This is a genomic window from Streptacidiphilus sp. MAP12-33 (assembly GCF_041261265.1).
Lineage (GTDB): Bacteria > Actinomycetota > Actinomycetes > Streptomycetales > Streptomycetaceae > Streptacidiphilus.
In genome coordinates this window covers 43,342-62,275 of record NZ_JBGCCA010000044.1, presented here as the reverse complement: position 1 = coordinate 62,275, position 18,934 = coordinate 43,342, and the positions used below count along the sequence as shown (strand labels likewise).

The window sequence follows — 18,934 nt, the reverse complement described above, 5'->3', positions numbered from 1 at the left end:
GGTCCTGCTCCCCAGCCCCACGGCCAACTCCCGTCCCGCTTACTGGAATCACGCATCCCGGTCGCTGACCGGGAACCGCGAGCCACCTAGGAGGTCGCACTCATGTCCATGGAGGCCACAGAGAGCCCCGCAGGGGTCGACGGCACTCCCGACCAGCAGAGTCTCAGCACCCGCGCGGCTCGCAACCTGGCGACCACGACCAAGTCCACGCCACAGATGCAGGGCATCAGTTCGCGCTGGCTGCTGAAGAACCTGCCCTGGGTCAACGTCGCCGGCGGCACCTACCGGGTCAACCGGCGGCTGTCGCTCGCCGTCGGCCGTGGTCGGGTCGGGTTCGTGCAGGGCGGGGCCGACGACGTGCAGATCGTCCCGGAGACGCTGCGGGAGATCCCGGCGCTTCACGACGTCGAGGACCTGGCGCTGCTGCGCGAGCTCGCCTCGCGCTTCCAGGTGCGGGAGTTCCACGCCGGTGAGGTGCTCGCCGAGGAGGGCTCGCCGATCGAGGAGGTGTTCATCGTCGCCCACGGCCGGATCAACCGGCTGAGCACGGGCAAGTACGGCGACACCAACCTGATCGGCGTGGTCACCGACGGCGACCACCTCGGCGACGAGGCGGTCCTGACGAGCGACCCGCTCTGGCTGACCACCGCCCAGGCCTCGACCTCGGGCACCGTCCTGGTGCTGCCCTGGTCGCAGGTGCTGGACCTGTTCGACCGGGCGCCGCAACTGCGGGACCACATCGAGCAGTTCGTCGCGGGTTCGCAACGGGCGACCAACAGCAGGGGCGAGGCCTCGATCGAGGTCAGCGCCGGGCACGACGGCGAGCCGGTACTGCCGAACACCTTCGTCGACTACGAACTCGCCCCGCGCGAGTACGACCTGAGCCTGACCCAGACGGTGCTGCGGATCCACTCCCGGGTGGCCGACCTCTACAACAGCCCGATGAACCAGACCGAGCAGCAGCTCAAGCTGACCGTGGAGGCGATCCGCGAGCGGCAGGAGTGGGAGCTGGTCAACAACCGCGAGTTCGGGTTGCTCCACAACACCGCCTACGACCAGCGGATCAGCACCTGGTCCGGTCCGCCCACCCCGGACGACATGGACCAGCTGCTCAGCATGCGGCGCAGCACCACGATGTTCCTGGCCCACCCCAAGGCCATCGCGGCCTTCTTCCGCGAGTGCAACAAGCGCGGCCTGTACCCGGACACGATCGACCGCAACGGCCACCGGCTCCCGGCCTGGCGCGGAGTGCCGATCTTCCCGTGCGGCAAGCTGCCGATCGAGGACGGCCACACCACCTCGATCATGGCGATGCGCATGGGCGAGGACAACCAGGGTGTCGTCGGCCTGCACCAGCTGGGCCTGCCCGACGAGGTCGAACCGAGTCTCAACGTGCGGTTCATGGGGATCGACGAGAAGGCGATCATCTCCTACCTGGTCACCGCGTACTACTCGGCGGCGATCCTGGTGCCGGACGCGATCGGCATCCTGGAGAACGTCGACATCGCGGCCCCGCGCTCGTGAGGGCGGACGCCACGATGCCCCACCTCGACGCGGAGCTGCTGGGTCGCATCCTGGCCGGCCCGGCCGGCCCGGGCACCACCGCCGTCCGCCTGTTCCGCCCCCAGAGCCCGCAGGACCCCCAGGGCGCGCAGGACGCGCAGGACGCGCAGGACCCGCCTGCGGAGGCGGTCGGGAGCGGAGCGACCGCCGAGGCCGGTGCGTCCTCACGTGTCACCGTGCCGGAGCTGTACTGCCCGCACGCGGTGCGTGACGACCCGGTGCTCGGGCAGGTCGTCAACGAGCGGCTGGTGTCCTGGGCGGAGGAGATGGGCCTGTTCCAGGGTCGGTTGGAGCGGCTGCGGTCGCACGACTTCGGCCGGCTGTTCATGCTCGCCCACCCCGACACCGACGACCCGGACCGGCTGCTCGCCGCCGCCCGCTGCGGGCTGGCGGAGTGGGCGGTGGACGACCACTGGGTGGACGAAGGAGACGACACCAGGCCGGAGCTGATCGGCCTGCGGGTGGCCCTGGCCCACGCGGTGGTGGACCCGATCCGGCTGCCCCTGCGCTACGAGCCGCAGTTCGAGGAGGTCGTGGCCGGGGAGCCGGTGCTGCGAGCCTTCCGCTCCGCGCTCACGCTGCTGTCGACGATCGCCAACCCGACCCAGGTCGCCCGCCTGCGGCACGAGTTGGCGGTGATGTTCGTCGGCTACGGCCAGGAGGCCGAGTGGCGGATGTCCGGACGCAGGCCCGCGGTGTGGGAGTACCTCATGCACCGCTACGAGAACGCCTTCTTCCCGTGCATGGTGCTGGTCGACCCGGTCGGCGGTTACGAGCTGCCCGCGCACGAGTTCGCGGACCACCGGGTGCGCCGCACGTACCTGTACGCGGGCGTGGCCAACGTCCTGCTCAACGACCTGTACTCGATGGGCAAGGAAGACCCGACCGACACCAACCTGCCCAATCTCATCGCCGCCGAGGAGGGCTGCACCCTCCAGCAGGCGGTCGACGAGGCGGCCCGGATCCACGACGAGCTGATGCGCCTCGTCGAGGCGGAGTCCGCCGCGCTCAGCGCGCTCGGCTCGCCCGAGCTCAAGCGCTTCCTCGCCGGAGTCTGGGCCTGGATGGGCGGCAGCCACACCTGGCACGCCTCCAGCGCCCGCTACCACGGCGCCAGTTGACCATCCGCAGGACCGCACCGAAGGCACGGCCAGCACCACCGCACCACCCGCACGACCCGCACGACCCGCACGACCGCACCACCTCTCACGAACACCGAGAACCGGAGAAGAACAGCTGTGATCCTCAGCGAGAAGACCACGCTCCCCTCCCAGGCCACCGGCACCGCCCCCGTGCGCACCAGCCCCTACCAGGACTCCGTCGCCGCGTACTGGAACGCCGAGCGCAACCCGGTGAACCTGCGTCTGGGTGAGGTGGACGGCTTCTACCACCACCACTACGGCATCGGTGAGCCCGACTGGTCCGTCCTGGAGGGCCCGGAGGACACCCGCGAGGAGCGCACCGTCCGCGAGCTGCACCGCCTGGAGTGCGTCCAGGCCCAGCTGCTCGCCGACCACCTCGGCCCACTGACCGCTGACTCCCGGGTCCTCGACGCCGGCTGCGGCCGCGGCGGCGGCAGCCTCGTCGCCAACCAGCGGTTCGGCTGCCACGTCGACGGCATCTCCATCTCCAGCCACCAGGTCGAGTTCGCCAACCGGCAGGCCAAGGAGCACGGCGTCGACGACCGGGTCCGGTTCCACCTGCGCAACATGCTCGACACCGGCTTCGAGACCGGCGCCTTCGACGGCATCTGGAACAACGAGAGCACCATGTACGTCGAACTGGGCCTGCTCTTCGCCGAGCACGCCCGCCAGCTGCGACGCGGCGGCCGGTACGTCACCATCACCGGCTGCTACAACGACACCTACGGCCTCCCCTCGCGTGCCGTGAGCGAGATCAACGCCCACTACATCTGCGACATCCACCCCCGCAGCACGTACTTCAAGGAGATGGCCGCCAACCGTCTGGTGCCGGTCTCGGTGATCGACCTCACCGCCGCGACCCTCCCCTACTGGGAGCTGCGGGCCCAGTCCCACCTGACCACCGGCATCGAGAAGAGCTTCATCGACGCCTACAAGGACGGCAGCTTCCAGTACCTCCTGATCGCCGCCGACCGCGTCTGACGGGCAACTGACGCGAAGGCCGGGAACGGCGCGCCGATAGCCGGGGCCGGGACGATGTCGCCATAATCGGGTGATCAGACACGATTGACCGATGTCAGTGACAGCGCCCCGGCCCCGGGAGCGTGCGGCGGCCGGAGGGCGGGGTTTCGTGGAGCGAGGTCAGGAGACGACGCCGTTGCCCGCGGCACCGCTGTCCACGACGCCCCTGTCCATGTCGGAGCTGCCCACGGCCGCGCTCTCGCTGTCCGAGTCGGTCCGCGCGGCCCGAGCCGGCGCCTTCCGCTGGGAGCTGGCGAGCGGCTCCATCCACTGGGACCAAGCCGTCTGCGACCTCGTCGGGGTGGCCCCGGACGACTTCGACGGCCGCGCCGACGCCTTCTTCAACGCCCTGCACGCCGCCGACGCCGCCCGGCTCGCGGCGGCCACCGCCGAGGTACTGGAACGCGGCGGCCGCTACCGCAACCACTACCGCATCTCCCGGCGGGACGGCGGAGTACGCCGGATCGAGGAGCGCGGCGAGGTCGTGCTCGGCGCCGACGGCCGCCCCGCGCGGGTGATCGGCCTGCTCATCGACCGCACCGACGACGGTCCCGACCCCGGCCACGCCCAGCCCACGTCCTCCCTGGAGGACCGGGCCCGCGGCCGCCACGCAGGCAGCGCCCCGACGGACGCGCCGCCCGCCGCCGCGACCGACTCCTTCCTGCTGACCATCACCCGTGCGCTGTCCCGGGCCACGACGGCCGCCGACGTCATGCGGGTGCTCACGGACATCGCCCGGCCCTCGCTCAACGCGGAGACGGTGCTGATCCACCTCACCCCCGACGGCAACCTGGTCGGCATCGGCAGTCAGCCGCTGCACGAGCCGCAGCCCCAGACACTGCACCCGCTGCGCCCCGCGGCGGCCGCCGTGATGCGCCGGGCCGTCGAGCAGGAGCAGCCGGTCTTCGTCGAGGGCGTCTCCGCGCCGCCCCCGCCCGGCGAGCGCCCGCTCGTCCGCTCCTGGGCGGTACTGCCGCTGATCGCGGCCGGCGAGCGCATCGGCGGCTGCATCGTGGGCTATCCGGGGGTGCGGCGCTTCGACGAGCAGCAGCGCGCCACGTTCACCGCGCTCGGCGGCATCGTCGCGCAGGCGCTCGGACGCGCGCTGCTGTTCGACGCCGAACACCAGCGCGCCACCGAACTCCAGCGGGCGATGCTGCCGCGCCGCATCCCGGGCATCGCCGGCCACACCGCGGCCGCCCGCTACCGGCCCGGCACGGTGGGCATGGAGGTGGGCGGCGACTGGTACGAGGTGCTGGAGCTGGAACCCGACGGGGAGGGTGAGCGGGTCGGCCTGGTCATCGGCGACGTGCAGGGCCACAACGCGCACGCCTCCGGCGTGATGGGCCAGCTCCGGGTCGCGCTGCGCGCGTTCGCCCGGGAGGGCCACGACCCCGCGGTGGTGCTGGAGCGCACCGGGCGCCTGCTCACCGAACTGGACACCGGCCTCTTCGCGACCTGCTGCTACGTCACCCTGGACACCGCGACCGGCCGCCTCCTCGCCGCGCGCGCGGGCCACCCGCTCCCGGTCCTGACAGACCGTTCCGGGGAGCCGCGCGAACTCGACGTCCCCGGCGGCCCGCCGCTCGGCATCGACCCCGGCGCCACCTACCCGCTGACGGAGCACCGGCTGACGCCGGGCGACACGCTCCTGCTCTACACCGACGGGCTGATCGAGGACCGCACCGAGCACTACGACACCTCGGTCCGCGGCCTGCTCACCCTGCTCCGCGCGAGGGGCACCGCCCGCCCCCTCGAAGCCCTCGCCGACGCGCTCGTGGACTCCCGCCCCCTCACCCGCACCCTCCGCGACGACCTCGCCCTCCTCCTCGTCCGCCGCACGTAGCAGCGGACCTACAGTTGCATCGTCCAGAGCCCCGCGCCGCTGGAGACGGCTACGCCGTCTCGAGCTTGAGGTAAGCCCCCAGGGAGCGCAGGAAGTCCTCCGCGTCGAAGGCCGCGCCGGCCGAGGCGACGCCGGTGGTGCGGACGCGGTCGGAGAGGAGGCGGTCGACCGCCTCGACGGCGAGGGGTGCGCTGATCGCGTAGATGTCCTGGCCGGAAGCGACCGCACGGCGCTCCGCTCCGGCCTTGCGGACGCGGACGTCGACGACGAAGGTCTGCGCGGAGCGGCCGCGCTCGTCGACAGGGGTCGGGGCCGTGGCGTCCGGCGCGGCCAGGTCCGCCGCCGCGACAGCGGCCATGTAGCTGCGGACCTCGGGAACGTCCAGGTGGGTGGGGACGGTGACGACGTCCGCCATGGTGTACTCCGCGATGACCGGCTGGGGTCCCAGCGGCGCCGGGAAGGACCACTCGACCGTGGGCAGCGCGTCGTCGTGGTGCTGGAGGTGCCCGCCGCTCCAGCGGATCCTGCGCCCGCCGCGCCGCTGCGCGGAGACCGCCCCGGCGGCGAGCGTGCCGGCCGTGGGGTGCCAGCTGCTGAGGCCGTAGGCGATGTGGACCTCGTCGGCCGTGGTCCAGTCGCCCATCGCGGTCGTCGCCAGCAGGTCGCCGAGGCCGCCGAAGAAGGCCATCGCGGGGACCACCGGCACCCCGGCCGCGGCGGCGCTCTGGGCGTAGTGGGCGAAGGTGTCGAGGTTCGCCTCCAGCTCGGCCGCCACGTCCACGTAGGGGATACCGGCCCGCAGCGCCGCCTCCACGAGCGGACCGGCCGTCGACGCGAACGGACCGGCGCAGTTGACCACCGCGGCGGCGCCCGCCAGCGCACGGTCGAGGGCGTCGGCGTCCTCGACGGAGGCCACGCGCGCCTCCGCTCCCGGCACGGTCTGCGCGAAGGCCCGGAGCCTGGTCTCGTCGCGGCCGACGAGCAGCGGCTCGAAGCCGCGCTCGCGCAGCTCCGCCACCACGAACCGCCCGGTGTGCCCGTAGGCACCGAACACCGCCACCGTCCGACCCGATCCCATGTCCACTCCCTGTGTCCCGGATCCCGTTCCTCGGTGATCCGTTGTGACCATCCTGTCCCGAACCGCCTTCGAGTCCCAGCGTCCGGAACGACACGACCCGTACACTTCCGGACATGCCTACGGACTCGCACGCCGTCGCCATCGCCGCCACCGACGGGATGCTGCATTTCGAACTCGCCCTGGCCACGGAGGTGTTCGGATCGGCCCCGGACAGCGTGCCGGGGCCCTGGTACGAGCTCGCCGTCTGCGGCGCGTCCTCGGTGCGCGTCGGGCGCTTCCTGGTGGAGCCCGACGCCGGTCTGGAGCGTCTCGCCCGGGCGGACACCGTGATCGTTCCGGCACTGGCGGAGGTCGACGAGGACCCGCCCGCCGACCTGGTCGACGCGGTGCGCGAGGCCCACCGGGCCGGCGCGCGGGTGGTCTCCCTGTGCACGGGCGTCTTCGCCCTGGCCGCGGCCGGGCTGCTGGACGGGCTGCGGGCGACCACCCACTGGGCCCACACCGAGACGCTCGCCGCCCGGTATCCGCGGGTCGAGGTCGACCCGGACGTGCTCTACGTCGACAACGGCCGGGTGCTGACCTCGGCGGGCAAGGCCGCGGCGATGGACCTGTGCCTGCACCTGGTCCGGCTGGACCGGGGCTCGGCGGTCGCCAACGCGGTCGCGCGCCGCCTGGTCGTGCCACCCCATCGGGCGGGCGGGCAGGCCCAGTTCGTCACCACGCCCGTGCCGGAGCAGGACGGCAACCCGCTGGCGGAGCTGCTGCCCTGGGTGATGCGGCGACTGGACGAGCCGCTGACCGTCGAGGACCTGGCGCGCCGCGCGCACATGAGCTCCCGTCACCTCGGACGCCAGTTCCGGGCGGTGACCGGGACCACGCCGTTGCAGTGGCTGCTGACGCAGCGGATCCGGCGTGCCCAGGAGCTGTTGGAGACGACGGACGACAGTGTGGAGGCTGTCGCCTCCGCCACCGGCATGGGCACCGCGACGACCCTGCGGCGCCACTTCCACCGCACGCTGGGCGTGCCGCCGGACACCTACCGGCGCACGTTCCGTAGCTGAGTCCGGCAGTTCGGGACTTTGGCCCCTTCGGTCCCGTCGGTGCGTCTGTCTACGTTGGGTGGAACCCGTACCCCGCCCCCGACAGACAGGACCGCGCATGAGCCCCCGCCCGAGCACCGTCAGCACCAGCAGGCGCAAGCGCCGCAACGCGGTGGTCGCGGGCGCGGTGGCGGCGGCCCTGCTCGCGGGCAGCGGGGTGGCCTGGGCGTTCACCGCCAAGTCCCCCGAGACGTCCGCCTCGGCCGCCGTCACGGGCCCCCTGGTCGTGCCCGCGCACGCGAGCGGGACGGACGGCACGGTGATCACCTACGGCAAGGCCGACGCGCCGAACACGGTGTCCGTGTACGAGGACATGCGCTGCCCGTTCTGCGAGAGGTTCGAGACGGCGCTGGGGCCGACACTGACCGCCATGGCGGACCAGGGCAAGCTGAAGATCGACTTTCATATGGCCGCGTTCCTCGACAAGAGCCTCGGCGGCAAGGGCTCCAAGACCGCGCTGGCGGCGCTCGGCGCCGCGCTCAACGAGAGCCCGGAGAAGTTCAAGCAGTACCACGACGTGCTCTACAAGGCGCAGCCCGAGGAGGAGAGCACGGACACCTACGGCTCGACGGCCACCCTCCTGGAACTGGCGAACAAGGTCGACGGCCTGCGCACCCCGGCCTTCAACAAGGCCGTCAAGGAGGGCACCTACCTCCCCTGGGCCCAGAAGGTCGCGGACGCCTTCTACGACTCCGACGTGACGGGCACCCCGACCGTCAAGGTCGACGGCACCCGCATCGGCGTCATCGGCCAGGACCGCGAGCCGATCCCGGTGGCGCAGTTCACCGCGCAGGTCGAGGCGGCCCTGAAGTAGCCCAGCGGCCCGGCCTCAGCGGCCGAAGGGCCACCAGCCCTTGCGGGCGGGCCTCGGCTCGGCAGCGCAGGCACAGCGTTGCGCGGAGGGGACGCCGGACAGGACCTGGTCGACGTGCTGACCGCAGCCGGAGTAGGTGTACTTTCCGCAACGGCGGCAGGTGACGCGACGGCACATGGTGGTTCGGCTCCTCGGTGCTGGGACGGCGGGGTTCAGACGAGCGCGGCGAGGGCCGCGTCCAGGCGGGCGGTGGCCTCCTCGGCGACCGCCCGCAGGCCGTCCGCGTCGGAGAGCTCGACCATCATGCCCGGGTCGACGGCCTGCACCAGGACGTGGTCGTCCACGCGTCGGACGACGACGTTGCAGGGCAGCAGCAGACCGATGTTTCGGTCGGCGGAAACCGCGGCGTAGGCGAGCGGGGGGTTGCATGCGCCGAGGATGAGGTAGTCCTCCAGTTCCTCGCCGAGCTTGGCCTTCATGGTGGCGGCCAGGTCGATCTCGGTGATGACGCCGAAGCCCTGCGCGGCCAGCGCCTCCCGGACCGCCGAGACGGCCTCGGCGAAGTCGGTGGTGTCCATCCGGACGGTGCGGTCGTAGCTCACGGTGCCGCCCTTTCTCCTCGGTTCCTGCATCCCACTATACCCCCGGGGGTAATAGTCAAGGGATCAGTGGCCCCCGGAGTGCCTCCGCCGGAAGCCCCGCACCTGGTCGGCCATGTCGGGCCCGAGGCCTCTGTGCCGTGCTGCACCGACGCACCGCACCGGGTGGCCTGCTGCTCGGCAGCGGCGCGAGGGGGTAAGACGGTCTTGTCACGTCCTGACCGACGGGAGGCACCTCCATGCACGACGACCGCGCCACCGTCGAACGCCGGTTGCACCGCGTGCTGCGTGAACGGATCGAGCCCGCCGTCTACGGGGAGTCGGTTCCCCTCGCGGTCGCCCGCTGGGACGTGCCGGGCGAGCCGGTGCCGGTCACCGAGGGGCTGGGCGCCGCGTACGAGGACTGCCCGGCGGACGCCGCCTGGGGTCCCGCGTGGGGAACGACCTGGTTCCGCATCCGCGGCGAGGTCCCGGCGGAGTGGGCCGGACGGACCGTGGAGGCACGGCTCGACCTGGGCTTCGACCCAAACCTGCCGGGCTTCCAGTGCGAGGGCCTCGTCCACCTTCCCGACGGCACACCGGTCAAGGGCCTCAACCCGCGCACGTCCTGGGTGCGGGTGGCGGACTCCGCCCGGGGCGGGGAGACCGTGGAGCTGTTGGTCGAGGCCGCGGCCAACCCGGTGCTGATCGCCCACTCCCCCACCCGTCAGGGCGACGTGCTCACCCGCGACCGCACTCCCCAGTACCGGCTCGCCCGAATGGAGCTGGCCGTGTTCCGGCGCGAGGTCTGGGAGCTGGTGCAGGACCTGGAGGTGCTCGGGCAGCTCATGGAGCAGGTGCCCACCGACGAGGCGCGCCGCTTCGACCTGCTGCGGGCGATCGAGCGCTGCCTCGACGCGCTGGACCTCGCAGACGTCGCCGGCACCGCCGGGCGGGCCCGCGCCGAGCTCGATGCCGCCCTGGCGGCGCCCGCGCACGCGTCCGCCCACCGGCTGAGCGCCGTCGGACACGCGCACATCGACACCGCCTGGCTCTGGCCGCAGCGCGAGACGGTCCGCAAGGTCGCGCGGACCTGCGCCAACGTCGTGGAACTGATGGACGGGAACCCGGAGTTCGTCTTCGCGATGTCCCAGGCGCAGCAGTTGGCCTGGCTCAAGGAGCACCGTCCGGAGGTCTTCGCGCGGGTCGTCGAGCAGGTGCGGGCAGGGCGGTTCGTGCCCGTCGGCGGGATGTGGGTGGAGTCCGACACGAACATGGTGGGCGGCGAGGCGATGGCCCGTCAGTTCGTCTACGGCAAGAGGTTCTTCCTGGAGGAGTTCGGCCTCGAGACCCGGGAGGTGTGGCTGCCCGACTCCTTCGGCTACACCGCCGCCCTGCCGCAGCTGGTGCGGCTGGCCGGGAACCGCTGGTTCCTGACCCAGAAGATCTCCTGGAGCCAGTCCAACCGCTTTCCGCACCACACCTTCTGGTGGGAGGGCATCGACGGCACCCGCGTCTTCACGCACTTTCCGCCCGTCGACACCTACAACAGCGACCTGAGCGGTGGGCAGCTGGCCCACGCCGCACGCAACTACCGTGAGAAGGGCCGTGGTTCGCGCTCGCTCGTGCCGTTCGGCTGGGGCGACGGCGGGGGCGGCCCGACCCGCGAGATGCTGGCCCGGGCGCGGCGCCTGCGGGATCTGGAGGGTTCGCCGCGGGTGACGGTGGAGCCGCCCGCCGCCTTCTTCGCGGCCGCCGAGGCCGAGTACCCGGACGCGCCGGTCTGGGTCGGCGAGCTCTACCTGGAACTGCACCGCGGCACCTACACCTCGCAGGCGAAGACCAAGCAGGGCAACCGGCGCAGCGAGTCGCTGCTGCACGAGGCGGAGCTGTGGTCCGCCACCGCGGCGCTGCGCGTACCCGGCTTCGCCTACCCGTACCAGGAGTTGGAGCGGCTGTGGAAGACGGTGCTGCTGCACCAGTTCCACGACATCCTGCCGGGCAGTTCCATCGCCTGGGTCCACCGCGAGGCCCGGGAGACGTACGCGCGGGTGCACGCCGAGCTGGAGGCGCTGGTCGAGGCCGCGCAGCGCGCGCTGGCGGGTGGCGGTGCTGGGGACGGGGACAGGGACGGGGACGGGGACGGGGACGGGGACGGGGACAGGACCGTACTGGTCTTCAACGGGGCTCCGCACGCCCGCGAGGGCGTCCCGGCGGGTGGCGCTGCGCCACCGCCCGAGGTCGCCCCCGCCGTCGACCTGACGGCGGGAGCCGGCGGCGGCTTCGTCCTCGACAACGGCCTGCTGCGGGTGGTCGTCGACGCGCGCGGCCTGGTCGTCTCGGTCCTGGACCGCGCCTCGTCCCGGGAGGCGCTGGCCCCCGGCGGCGCGGCCGACCTGCTCCAGCTCCACCCCGACTTCCCGACCATGTGGGACGCCTGGGACATCGACGAGTTCTACCGGCACCGGGTCACCGACCTGACCGATCTGGACACCCTCGACGCACGGCTGGGGACGGAGGACGGCGCGGCCGTCGTGACGGTCACCCGGCGCTTCGGCGCATCGAAGGTCCAGCAGACGACGACGCTCCGCCCGGGCGCACGGGAGCTCGACTTCGAGACGGAGGTCGACTGGCGGGAGTCGGAGCGGCTGCTCAAGGCGGCGTTCCCACTGGACGTCAAGGCGGACGTGTCGGAGGCGGAGACGCAGTTCGGCCACGTGGCGCGGCCCACCCACCGCAACACCTCCTGGGAGGCGGCGAAGTTCGAGATCTGCGCCCACCGCTGGATCCGCGTGGCGGAGCCCGGCTTCGGCGTCGCGCTCGCGAACGACTCGACCTACGGCCACGACGTCACCCGCGACGTGCGGCTGTCGGACGGCGGCCAGACCACCACCGTGCGCCTCTCGCTGCTGCGCGCCCCGCGCTACCCGGACCCGGAGACGGACCAGGGCGTCCACCTGCTGCGCTACCGCCTCGTCCCCGGTGCGACCACGGCGGACGCGGTCCGCGCGGGCCACGCCCTGAACCTCCCCGCGCGGCGCGTGGCGGAGGTCGGGGCGGGGGCGGGTGTCGCGCCGCTCGTCGCGGTGGACGGCGAGGCGGTGGTGCTGGAGACGGTCAAGCTCGCGGACGACAGGGGCGGCGACGTGGTGGTCCGCCTCTACGAGAGCCTCGGCGGCCGGGCGACGGCGACCCTGCGGCCTGGCTTCGCCCTGGGCGCGGTCACCGAGACCGACCTGCTGGAGCGCCCGCTGCCCGACGCCCCGGCCCACGCCGCCGGCCACGTCGCCAGCCACGTCCCCGGCCTGGACGGCACCGTCGTGCTGCGGCTTCGCCCGTTCCAGATCCTCACCCTGCGGCTGTCCCCCGCCGAGGAGGCGTAGCCCCGGACTGCATCCCCCGGGTGGTGCCGCCCGCCTCCGACGCGTGGCTCGCGGGCGGGCGCACGATCCCGTGGCTAGCGTGGCAGGAGAGCCGTCCCGCCCCACCGTCCCGCGAGGTCCACCATGAGCCTGAGCATCCGCAACCAGTTGGCCGGCACGGTCACCTCCGTCACCGCCGGCGCCGCCATGGCGACCGTCCAGGCCCGACTCACCGGCGGGCAGACCATCACCGCGGCGATCACCGCCGACGCCACCGCGGATCTCGGCCTGGCGCCGGGCACCGCGGTCCACGCGGTGGTGAAGGCGACCGAGGTCTCCCTGGCCACCGGCCCGGTCGAGGGCCTCAGCATCCGCAACCAGCTCCCGGGCACGGTCACCTCCGTCACGCCGGGCGCGGCGATGGCCACGGTCAAGGTCGCCATCGAGGGCGGCGAGCTGACCGCGGCCATCACGGAGCTGTCAGCGTCGGAGCTGGGCCTGGCCCCGGGCACGGCGGTGGTGGCGCTGATCAAGGCGACGGACGTGTCGCTGCTCACCGCACAGCCCTGAAGGTTGTCCCGTAGTGCCGCAGTGCTCGGTTCTGTCGCGCCCAAGCCTTCTTGTCCTCGCCGCGCTCGGCGTTGCGGCGGTTGGTACAGGGGCGGCACGGTCAGCTTGGAAAGCGGTCCGCCGCCCCGCAGGCGGCGCATGGACGTACGGTCGTCCCGGTCACTGGCGGAAGTCCCTTGCCTTCACTTTGGCCATGCGCCCGTCCTCGTGATGCCAGACGATGCCCTCGGCGCCCAGGCTTCCGTACGCCACGACCGCGGCGCGGATGCCTTCGTAGGTCAGCTCCGGGTTGGGCAGCCGCTGGGCGTCGGCGTGCGCGATGAGCCGGTGGCTGCGCTCTCGCTCCGGGTTCCCATTGATCTTCGGCCCGACGAGTTCGTACGTGCCCGGCTTCCGGCCACCCACGCCGGGCTCGGCCAGGGCCTCGACGTGGAACTTCGCGAACGCCGACTGCTCGATCGGCTCCCAGCCCATCGTCTTGCCCGTCACCTCGTCGGTCGTGACGGCGACGTAGTTCGGCGGCGGGGTCTTGCCGGGCTTGATCTCCCGCCGTGCCCACCACTCGCCGGACTCGTCGAGCATGACGCAGGTACCGTCAAATTTTCGGGTCGCCGTGCCTTCGCCGTCGATCACCCACTGACAAACGGGGTTGATCTCGGGCAGCACGTGGGCGCGGTCGTCGGGGTCCCGCAGGAAGAGGGTGGGGATCTTGCGCACGGGGGTTGCTCCTTCGAACTGCGGCTCACATGCTCACTGGACCAACACCGAGTTGGAACGGACGCATTGTGTCACCGGCTTCGGTGGTGGGTGGAACGCCGCTGCGACTGAGCCCGACAGACGGGCGGTGTGGTCGGCCGGCCGCGTCAGGCCTTGCGGAGGCGGTCGGCGACCTCCGGCTGCACCTCGAAGCCGGCCCCCTTGTACGTGGCGACGCCGCCGACGTTGGAGCTCAGCGTGCACACGCGCACACTGGACGCCCCCAGCTCCCGCAGCGCGGCCGCCCCGGCCAGGGTGATGGCCCGGCCGTAGCCGCGACCGCGGTGGTCGGCGTGCACGCCCATCGGCTCGACCAGCCCCGGCCTGCCGGGCCCGGCCGACCAGACCGTCACCACGGCCGCCGGGTTGCCCTGGTCGTCGTAGGCGCCCAGGCAGCAGGCGTCGGCGAAGAACGGGGCGGCGGACATCTGGTGCCGGTACGCGCCGGAGGGCTTGGTGGTGTTGAACGCGGACCGCAGGACGTCGGCGAAGTCCTGTGCCTCCCCGGGGCCGATCGCCCTGATCGGCACGCCCGGATCCTCCACCGGCCCGGTGAGGTCACGGAAGAGCGGCGTCCACGGCTCGTCGACGCCCCAGCCCTCCTCGGTCAGCAGGTCGTGGAGCAGCAGGCCGTGCGGCGCCTCGATGGACACCGCGCCGTCCGGCAGCACGCCGCGCTCGGGCAGCGAGAAGTCCTCGACGAGCCGCCGCGCCAGGTCCTCGTCCCGGAACGCATCGGGCGCGACCGTCATCCGCACCACGGTCGGCGAATCCACGAACCCGACGGCGAGGATCCGTCCGTCCCGGCTCCAGGTCCGGACCGCCGCGGCCGTCTCGGCCGCTCCGATCCGGTAGTTCCAGCCGATGTCCCCCGCGTGCAGCTGCATCGGCGATTCGTCGTGCTGCCACTCCCGTAGCGCTGCCATGGCCTCGCGCACTGCGTCGGCCGTCGGCGTACTCAGCACAATCGTCATAGCCGGGATCAGACACCCGGCCCTCGGGGGCCTGCAACCGATTATCGGCCGGGGTCGGCACGAAGGATCTGCTCGGCCTCGCGGACGGCCCACGAGACGCGGTACTCGTCCCAACGCCGGTCCCACACCCGACCCAGCGCGGCGGCGAGCCTCCCTCCGAGGAAGCCCGCCACCACGGCCAGCACCGCGACAACGGCGAAGAAGGCGGCGAACTCGTGCGGGTGTGCGGCGCCCGCGACACCGGCGGCGGCGATGAGGATCCCGGAGAAGGCGAAACCGGCGTAACCGACCACGAGCAGCCCGAGGACGTACGAACGGGCCGTCATCGCACCTCCCCGACCGACATCGCCATCTCAGCACAGTAGCCGACAGAGCCTCAGCCAGAGGCTCAGAGCTTCGTCCGGGTGTCGCTGCCGGGCGCGTCCCGGCGATCGTGATCCCTTTCTGATGCGCCGACAGGCCGTTTCCGGCGCCGCTATTGACGGGTCATCAGCAACTGCCTACTGTCACATTTCGTCGATACCAGTTGCTTTCTGTTTGATCAGCGCGCGGCTTCCCGTTCCTTCTTGTTGGATTCATGGATTCGGAGGCACCCGCCCATGCCGTCCACCCGTCACCCGCAACGCGCCGTCGCCGCGCTGCTCGCGCTGCTGCTCGCCCTCGTCCTCGGCCAACTGCCGGGTACCGCACGCGCCGCGACGACCACCACCGCCGTCACCGTCGACGGCAACGCCACCGGCCGCACCTTCGACGGTGTCGGTGCCATCTCCGGCGGAGGCGGCAACTCCCGTCTGCTCGCCGACTATCCCGAGCCGCAGCGCGGCCAGATCCTCGACTACCTCTTCAAACCCGGCTACGGGGCCGCGCTACAGATCCTCAAGGTGGAGATCGGCGGCGACACCAACTCCACCGACGGGTCCGAGCTCAGCCACGAGCACACCCGCGGCGTCGTGGACTGCAACGCCGGCTACGAGTGGTGGCTGATGGAGCAGGCCAAGGCACGCAACCCGGGCATCAAGCTCTACGGCCTCGCCTGGGGCGCGCCCGGCTGGGTGGGCAGCGGGAACTTCTGGTCCCAGGACATGGTGAACTACCTCCTCTCCTGGCTCGGCTGTGCCAAGTCCCACGGGCTGACCATCGACTACCTCGGCGGCTGGAACGAGCGCGGCTTCAACGCGAGCTGGTACGAGAGCCTGCACGCCGCCCTCGCCGCCAACGGCTACGCCACCAAGGTCGTCGGTGCCGACAGCGACTGGTCCATCGCGACCAGCATGCGCTCGGACTCCGCACTGAACTCGGCCGTCGACATCATCGGCGCGCACTACCCGTGCAGCTACATGTCCGCGATGACGACCTGCTCCAGCAGCGCCGACGCCCAGGCCACCGGCAAGCAGCTGTGGGCGAGCGAGAACGGCTCGGAGGACTTCGACACCGGCGGCGCGCCGATCGCCCGCGCGATCAACCGCGGCTACCTGGACGCGAAGATGAGCGCGTTCATCAACTGGCCGTTGGTGGCCTCGATCTACCAGAACCTCCGGTACAACACGATGGGCCTGATGACGGCCACTCAGCCCTGGTCCGGGAACTACCAGGTGGGGCAGAGCCTGTGGGCCGTCGCGCAGACGACGCAGTTCACCGCCCCCGGCTGGCAGTACCTCGACAGCGGCAGCGGCTACCTCGGCGGCAACCGCGCCAACGGCAGCTACGTCAGCTACCGGGCACCGGACAAGTCCGCCTGGAGCAGCGTCATCGAGACGCTCGACGCGACGGCCGCGCAGACGGTGACCTTCCAGGTCGCCGGCGGGCTGCCGGCCGGAGCGCTGCACGTGTGGTCCAGTGACTTCTCCTCCACCAGCCAGAGCTCCTACCTGGTCAAGGGCACGGACCTGACCGCGAGCGGCGGCGTCTACACGCTCACCCTGCAACCCGGCCGCGTCTACACCGTGACGACCACCACCGGCCAGGGCGCGGGGACCGCGGTCTCGCCGAGCCGTTCCGTCCTCGCGCTGCCCTACAGCGCGCCGATCTCGGGCACCGCGACCGGCGGTGAGGTGCCCTACCTCTCGGCGATCAACGGCGCGTTCGAGGGCGAGCCCTGTGCGGGCGGCCGGTCCGGCTCCTGTGTCCAGCAGTTGGCGACCACCGCGCCCATCGCCTGGGACAACGCGAGCGATCCGTACGCGGTGACCGGGGACCTGTCCTGGTCCGACTACACCGTCTCCGTCGACACGCTGCTCCAGCAGTCCGGCTCCGCCGTCCTGTTGGGCCGGGTCGGCCTGCAGAAGGGCTTCTCCCCCGCCGATGTCAACGCCTACCAGCTCCAGCTCTCCGACTCGGGCGCCTGGTCGCTGGTGCGCAACAGCTCCGGCGGCACCCTCACCACGCTGACCTCGGGCACGATCACCGCGCCCGGGACCGGCACCTGGCACACCCTGGCGCTGACCTTCGCGGGCAGCACGATCACCGCGAAAATCGACGGCACCCAGGTCGGCGGGGCCGTCACGGACACGAGCTACGGCTCCGGTCAGGTCGGCGTCGGCACCTCCGGCTGGATCGGCGCGCAGTTCGCCGATCTGAACGTCACGCCGGGCGCGGCCACCGACCTGTCGGGCACCTACGTGCTGGTCAACCGCAACAGCGGTCAGGCCATGGACGCCAAGGGCCAGGGCACCGCCGACGGCACGCCGATCATCCAGTGGACCCGCAACAGCGGCACCAACCAGGAGTGGACCCTGGCTCCCGCCGGCGGCGGCTACTACACCGTGACCGGTGTGCAGAGCGGCAAGGCCCTCGACGTGCCGAACGCGAGCTCGGTCGAGAGCACCGGACTGGAGCTGTGGACCGCGAACGGCGGCACCAACCAGCAGTGGCTCATCGCCCCCGCGGGCGGCGGGTACTACACCCTGGAGAGCCGGTCCGACGCCCAGCTCACCGACGTCAGCGGCGGGTCGCAGAGCACCGGCGCGACGGTGCTGCAGTGGCCGCTGAACGGCGGCAGCAACCAGCAGTGGCAGTTGGTCAAGGTCGGCTGACCGCGACCGCGCCACGGGTTCGGCGCCCGTTCCCTCCCGGCCACGGCAGCAGCCGGGAGGGGACGGGGCTTCTCAACGGCGGCGCGCCGCCCTATCGTCGGCCCGACGGGTGACACCGACGCCGAGAGCCGCCGGCTCCGACAAGCGACTGCAACGACAAGCAGCGGCGGCGACAGGCAGCAGCGGCGACAAGCAGCGGCAGTGTCAGGCAACGGCGACGAGGGCGGGGGTCGGGCAGATGGGCGACGCGGTCGGGCTCAGCGGACGCGCCCTGGTCCTGGGCGGCGGTGGGCTGACCGGCATCGGGTGGGAGTGCGGCGTGCTGCACGGCCTCGCCGAGGCCGGCGTCGACCTGGGCGCGAGCGCCGACCTGGTCGTCGGTACCTCCGCCGGCTCCGTCGTGGGCGCACAGCTGACCTCCGGCCTGCTCGACGCCGAGGAGCTCTACGAACGCCAGCTCGTCGACGTCCCCGGCGAGACCGGCGACCGGCTCGGCGCGGCCGTGCTCGCCCGCTACGCCTGGGGCGCGCTGCGCTCCCGTGACCCGGAGACCTTCGGCGCCCGCATGGGCGCGCTCGCGCTGGCCGCGCCGCCGTCCGGCGCCTCCGCGCACCGCGAGGTCCTCGCGCAACGCCTGGTGCGGCACGAGTGGCCCGAGCGGCGCCTGATGGTGACGGCGGTGGACGCGCACAGCGGTGCCCGCGCCGCGTTCGACCGCGACGGCGAGGTCGACCTGCTGGACGCGGTCGCCGCCAGCTGCGCCGTCCCCGGGGTCTGGCCGCCGGTGAGCGCGGCCGGACGGCGGTGGATCGACGGCGGCATCCGCTCCGCGACCAACGCCGACCTCGCCGCCGGGTACGCGAGCGTGGTGATCGTCGCCCCGATCGCCGTCGGCGGCGGGCCCATCCCATCGGCGCGCGGCCAGGCCGCGCGCCTGGCCGCGGCGGGCGCCCGGGTCGCCCTGATCACCCCCGACCGTGCCGCGCGCCGCGCCTTCGGCCGCAACGTCCTCGACCCCTCGCGCCGCGCTCCGGCGGCCCGCGCCGGCCTGGCCCAGGCGGCGGCGCACGCCGCCGAGGTCGCGGCCGTGTGGGGCTGA

At 72.5% G+C, this 18,934-nt stretch carries 16 protein-coding genes; 10 read left to right on the top strand and 6 right to left on the bottom strand.

Features of this window, described 5'->3' with window-relative positions; genetic code table 11:
* Positions 1 to 102: 102 nt before the first annotated feature.
* The 4 genes from ABH931_RS34165 to ABH931_RS34150 all read left to right on the top strand — a co-directional run bounded on the left by ABH931_RS34165 (position 103) and on the right by ABH931_RS34150 (position 5,571).
* The gene (locus ABH931_RS34165) at positions 103 to 1,524 is read left to right on the top strand and encodes a family 2B encapsulin nanocompartment shell protein (protein WP_370122301.1); all 1,422 of its coding nucleotides are present in this window, start codon (positions 103 to 105) and stop codon (positions 1,522 to 1,524) included.
* 14 nt (positions 1,525 to 1,538) lie between these two features.
* Complete coding sequence (locus ABH931_RS34160) at positions 1,539 to 2,684, top strand: family 2 encapsulin nanocompartment cargo protein terpene cyclase (protein WP_370122298.1); 1,146 nt, start codon at positions 1,539 to 1,541, stop codon at positions 2,682 to 2,684.
* Positions 2,685 to 2,804: 120 nt separating this feature from the next.
* Complete coding sequence (locus tag ABH931_RS34155) at positions 2,805 to 3,686, top strand: geranyl diphosphate 2-C-methyltransferase (protein ID WP_370122348.1); 882 nt, start codon at positions 2,805 to 2,807, stop codon at positions 3,684 to 3,686.
* A gap of 148 nt (positions 3,687 to 3,834) precedes the next feature.
* Positions 3,835 to 5,571 (top strand): SpoIIE family protein phosphatase, encoded by a 1,737-nt coding sequence (locus ABH931_RS34150; RefSeq protein ID WP_370122295.1) that lies wholly within the window; start codon positions 3,835 to 3,837, stop codon positions 5,569 to 5,571.
* A 49-nt stretch (positions 5,572 to 5,620) separates the two neighbouring features.
* On the opposite strand, the gene ABH931_RS34145 is transcribed toward ABH931_RS34150, so the two are convergent.
* Positions 5,621 to 6,649, bottom strand: a complete 1,029-nt coding sequence (locus ABH931_RS34145; RefSeq protein WP_370122293.1) for a trans-acting enoyl reductase family protein — start codon at positions 6,647 to 6,649, stop codon at positions 5,621 to 5,623.
* A 113-nt stretch (positions 6,650 to 6,762) separates the two neighbouring features.
* Here ABH931_RS34145 and ABH931_RS34140 point away from each other — a divergent pair, with 113 nt between their 5' ends.
* Positions 6,763 to 7,710: a helix-turn-helix domain-containing protein gene (locus tag ABH931_RS34140; protein WP_370122291.1), complete on the top strand. Its 948-nt coding sequence runs from the start codon at positions 6,763 to 6,765 to the stop codon at positions 7,708 to 7,710.
* 97 nt (positions 7,711 to 7,807) lie between these two features.
* Positions 7,808 to 8,563, top strand: a complete 756-nt coding sequence (locus tag ABH931_RS34135; protein WP_370122288.1) for a thioredoxin domain-containing protein — start codon at positions 7,808 to 7,810, stop codon at positions 8,561 to 8,563.
* Between the two features lie 15 nt (positions 8,564 to 8,578).
* Here the strand turns inward: ABH931_RS34135 and ABH931_RS34130 are convergent, their stop codons facing one another.
* Together ABH931_RS34130 and ABH931_RS34125 are read right to left on the bottom strand one after the other, a co-directional pair.
* Positions 8,579 to 8,740, bottom strand: coding sequence for a hypothetical protein (locus ABH931_RS34130; RefSeq protein ID WP_370122285.1), 162 nt, complete (start codon positions 8,738 to 8,740; stop codon positions 8,579 to 8,581).
* A gap of 35 nt (positions 8,741 to 8,775) precedes the next feature.
* Positions 8,776 to 9,165, bottom strand: a complete 390-nt coding sequence (locus ABH931_RS34125) for a DUF302 domain-containing protein (RefSeq protein ID WP_370122283.1) — start codon at positions 9,163 to 9,165, stop codon at positions 8,776 to 8,778.
* Positions 9,166 to 9,401: 236 nt separating this feature from the next.
* On the opposite strand from ABH931_RS34125, the gene ABH931_RS34120 reads away from it, so the two are divergent.
* Together ABH931_RS34120 and ABH931_RS34115 are read left to right on the top strand one after the other, a co-directional pair.
* Positions 9,402 to 12,524: an alpha-mannosidase gene (locus ABH931_RS34120; RefSeq protein WP_370122280.1), complete on the top strand. Its 3,123-nt coding sequence runs from the start codon at positions 9,402 to 9,404 to the stop codon at positions 12,522 to 12,524.
* 123 nt (positions 12,525 to 12,647) lie between these two features.
* Complete coding sequence (locus tag ABH931_RS34115) at positions 12,648 to 13,073, top strand: molybdopterin-binding protein (protein WP_370122278.1); 426 nt, start codon at positions 12,648 to 12,650, stop codon at positions 13,071 to 13,073.
* A 159-nt stretch (positions 13,074 to 13,232) separates the two neighbouring features.
* Here the strand turns inward: ABH931_RS34115 and ABH931_RS34110 are convergent, their stop codons facing one another.
* From ABH931_RS34110 to ABH931_RS34100, 3 genes are all read right to left on the bottom strand, one after another.
* Positions 13,233 to 13,790: a hypothetical protein gene (locus ABH931_RS34110; RefSeq protein ID WP_370122276.1), complete on the bottom strand. Its 558-nt coding sequence runs from the start codon at positions 13,788 to 13,790 to the stop codon at positions 13,233 to 13,235.
* A 146-nt stretch (positions 13,791 to 13,936) separates the two neighbouring features.
* Positions 13,937 to 14,803, bottom strand: a complete 867-nt coding sequence (locus ABH931_RS34105) for a GNAT family N-acetyltransferase (RefSeq protein ID WP_370122274.1) — start codon at positions 14,801 to 14,803, stop codon at positions 13,937 to 13,939.
* A 41-nt stretch (positions 14,804 to 14,844) separates the two neighbouring features.
* Positions 14,845 to 15,129 carry a hypothetical protein gene (locus ABH931_RS34100; RefSeq protein ID WP_370122271.1) on the bottom strand — a complete coding sequence of 95 codons (285 nt, stop codon included), beginning with the start codon at positions 15,127 to 15,129 and terminating at the stop codon, positions 14,845 to 14,847.
* A gap of 273 nt (positions 15,130 to 15,402) precedes the next feature.
* Between ABH931_RS34100 and ABH931_RS34095 the strand changes: the two genes are divergently transcribed.
* Positions 15,403 to 17,835 (top strand): RICIN domain-containing protein, encoded by a 2,433-nt coding sequence (locus ABH931_RS34095; protein ID WP_370122269.1) that lies wholly within the window; start codon positions 15,403 to 15,405, stop codon positions 17,833 to 17,835.
* A gap of 238 nt (positions 17,836 to 18,073) precedes the next feature.
* Positions 18,074 to 18,934, top strand: coding sequence for a patatin-like phospholipase family protein (locus ABH931_RS34090; RefSeq protein ID WP_370122267.1), 861 nt, complete (start codon positions 18,074 to 18,076; stop codon positions 18,932 to 18,934).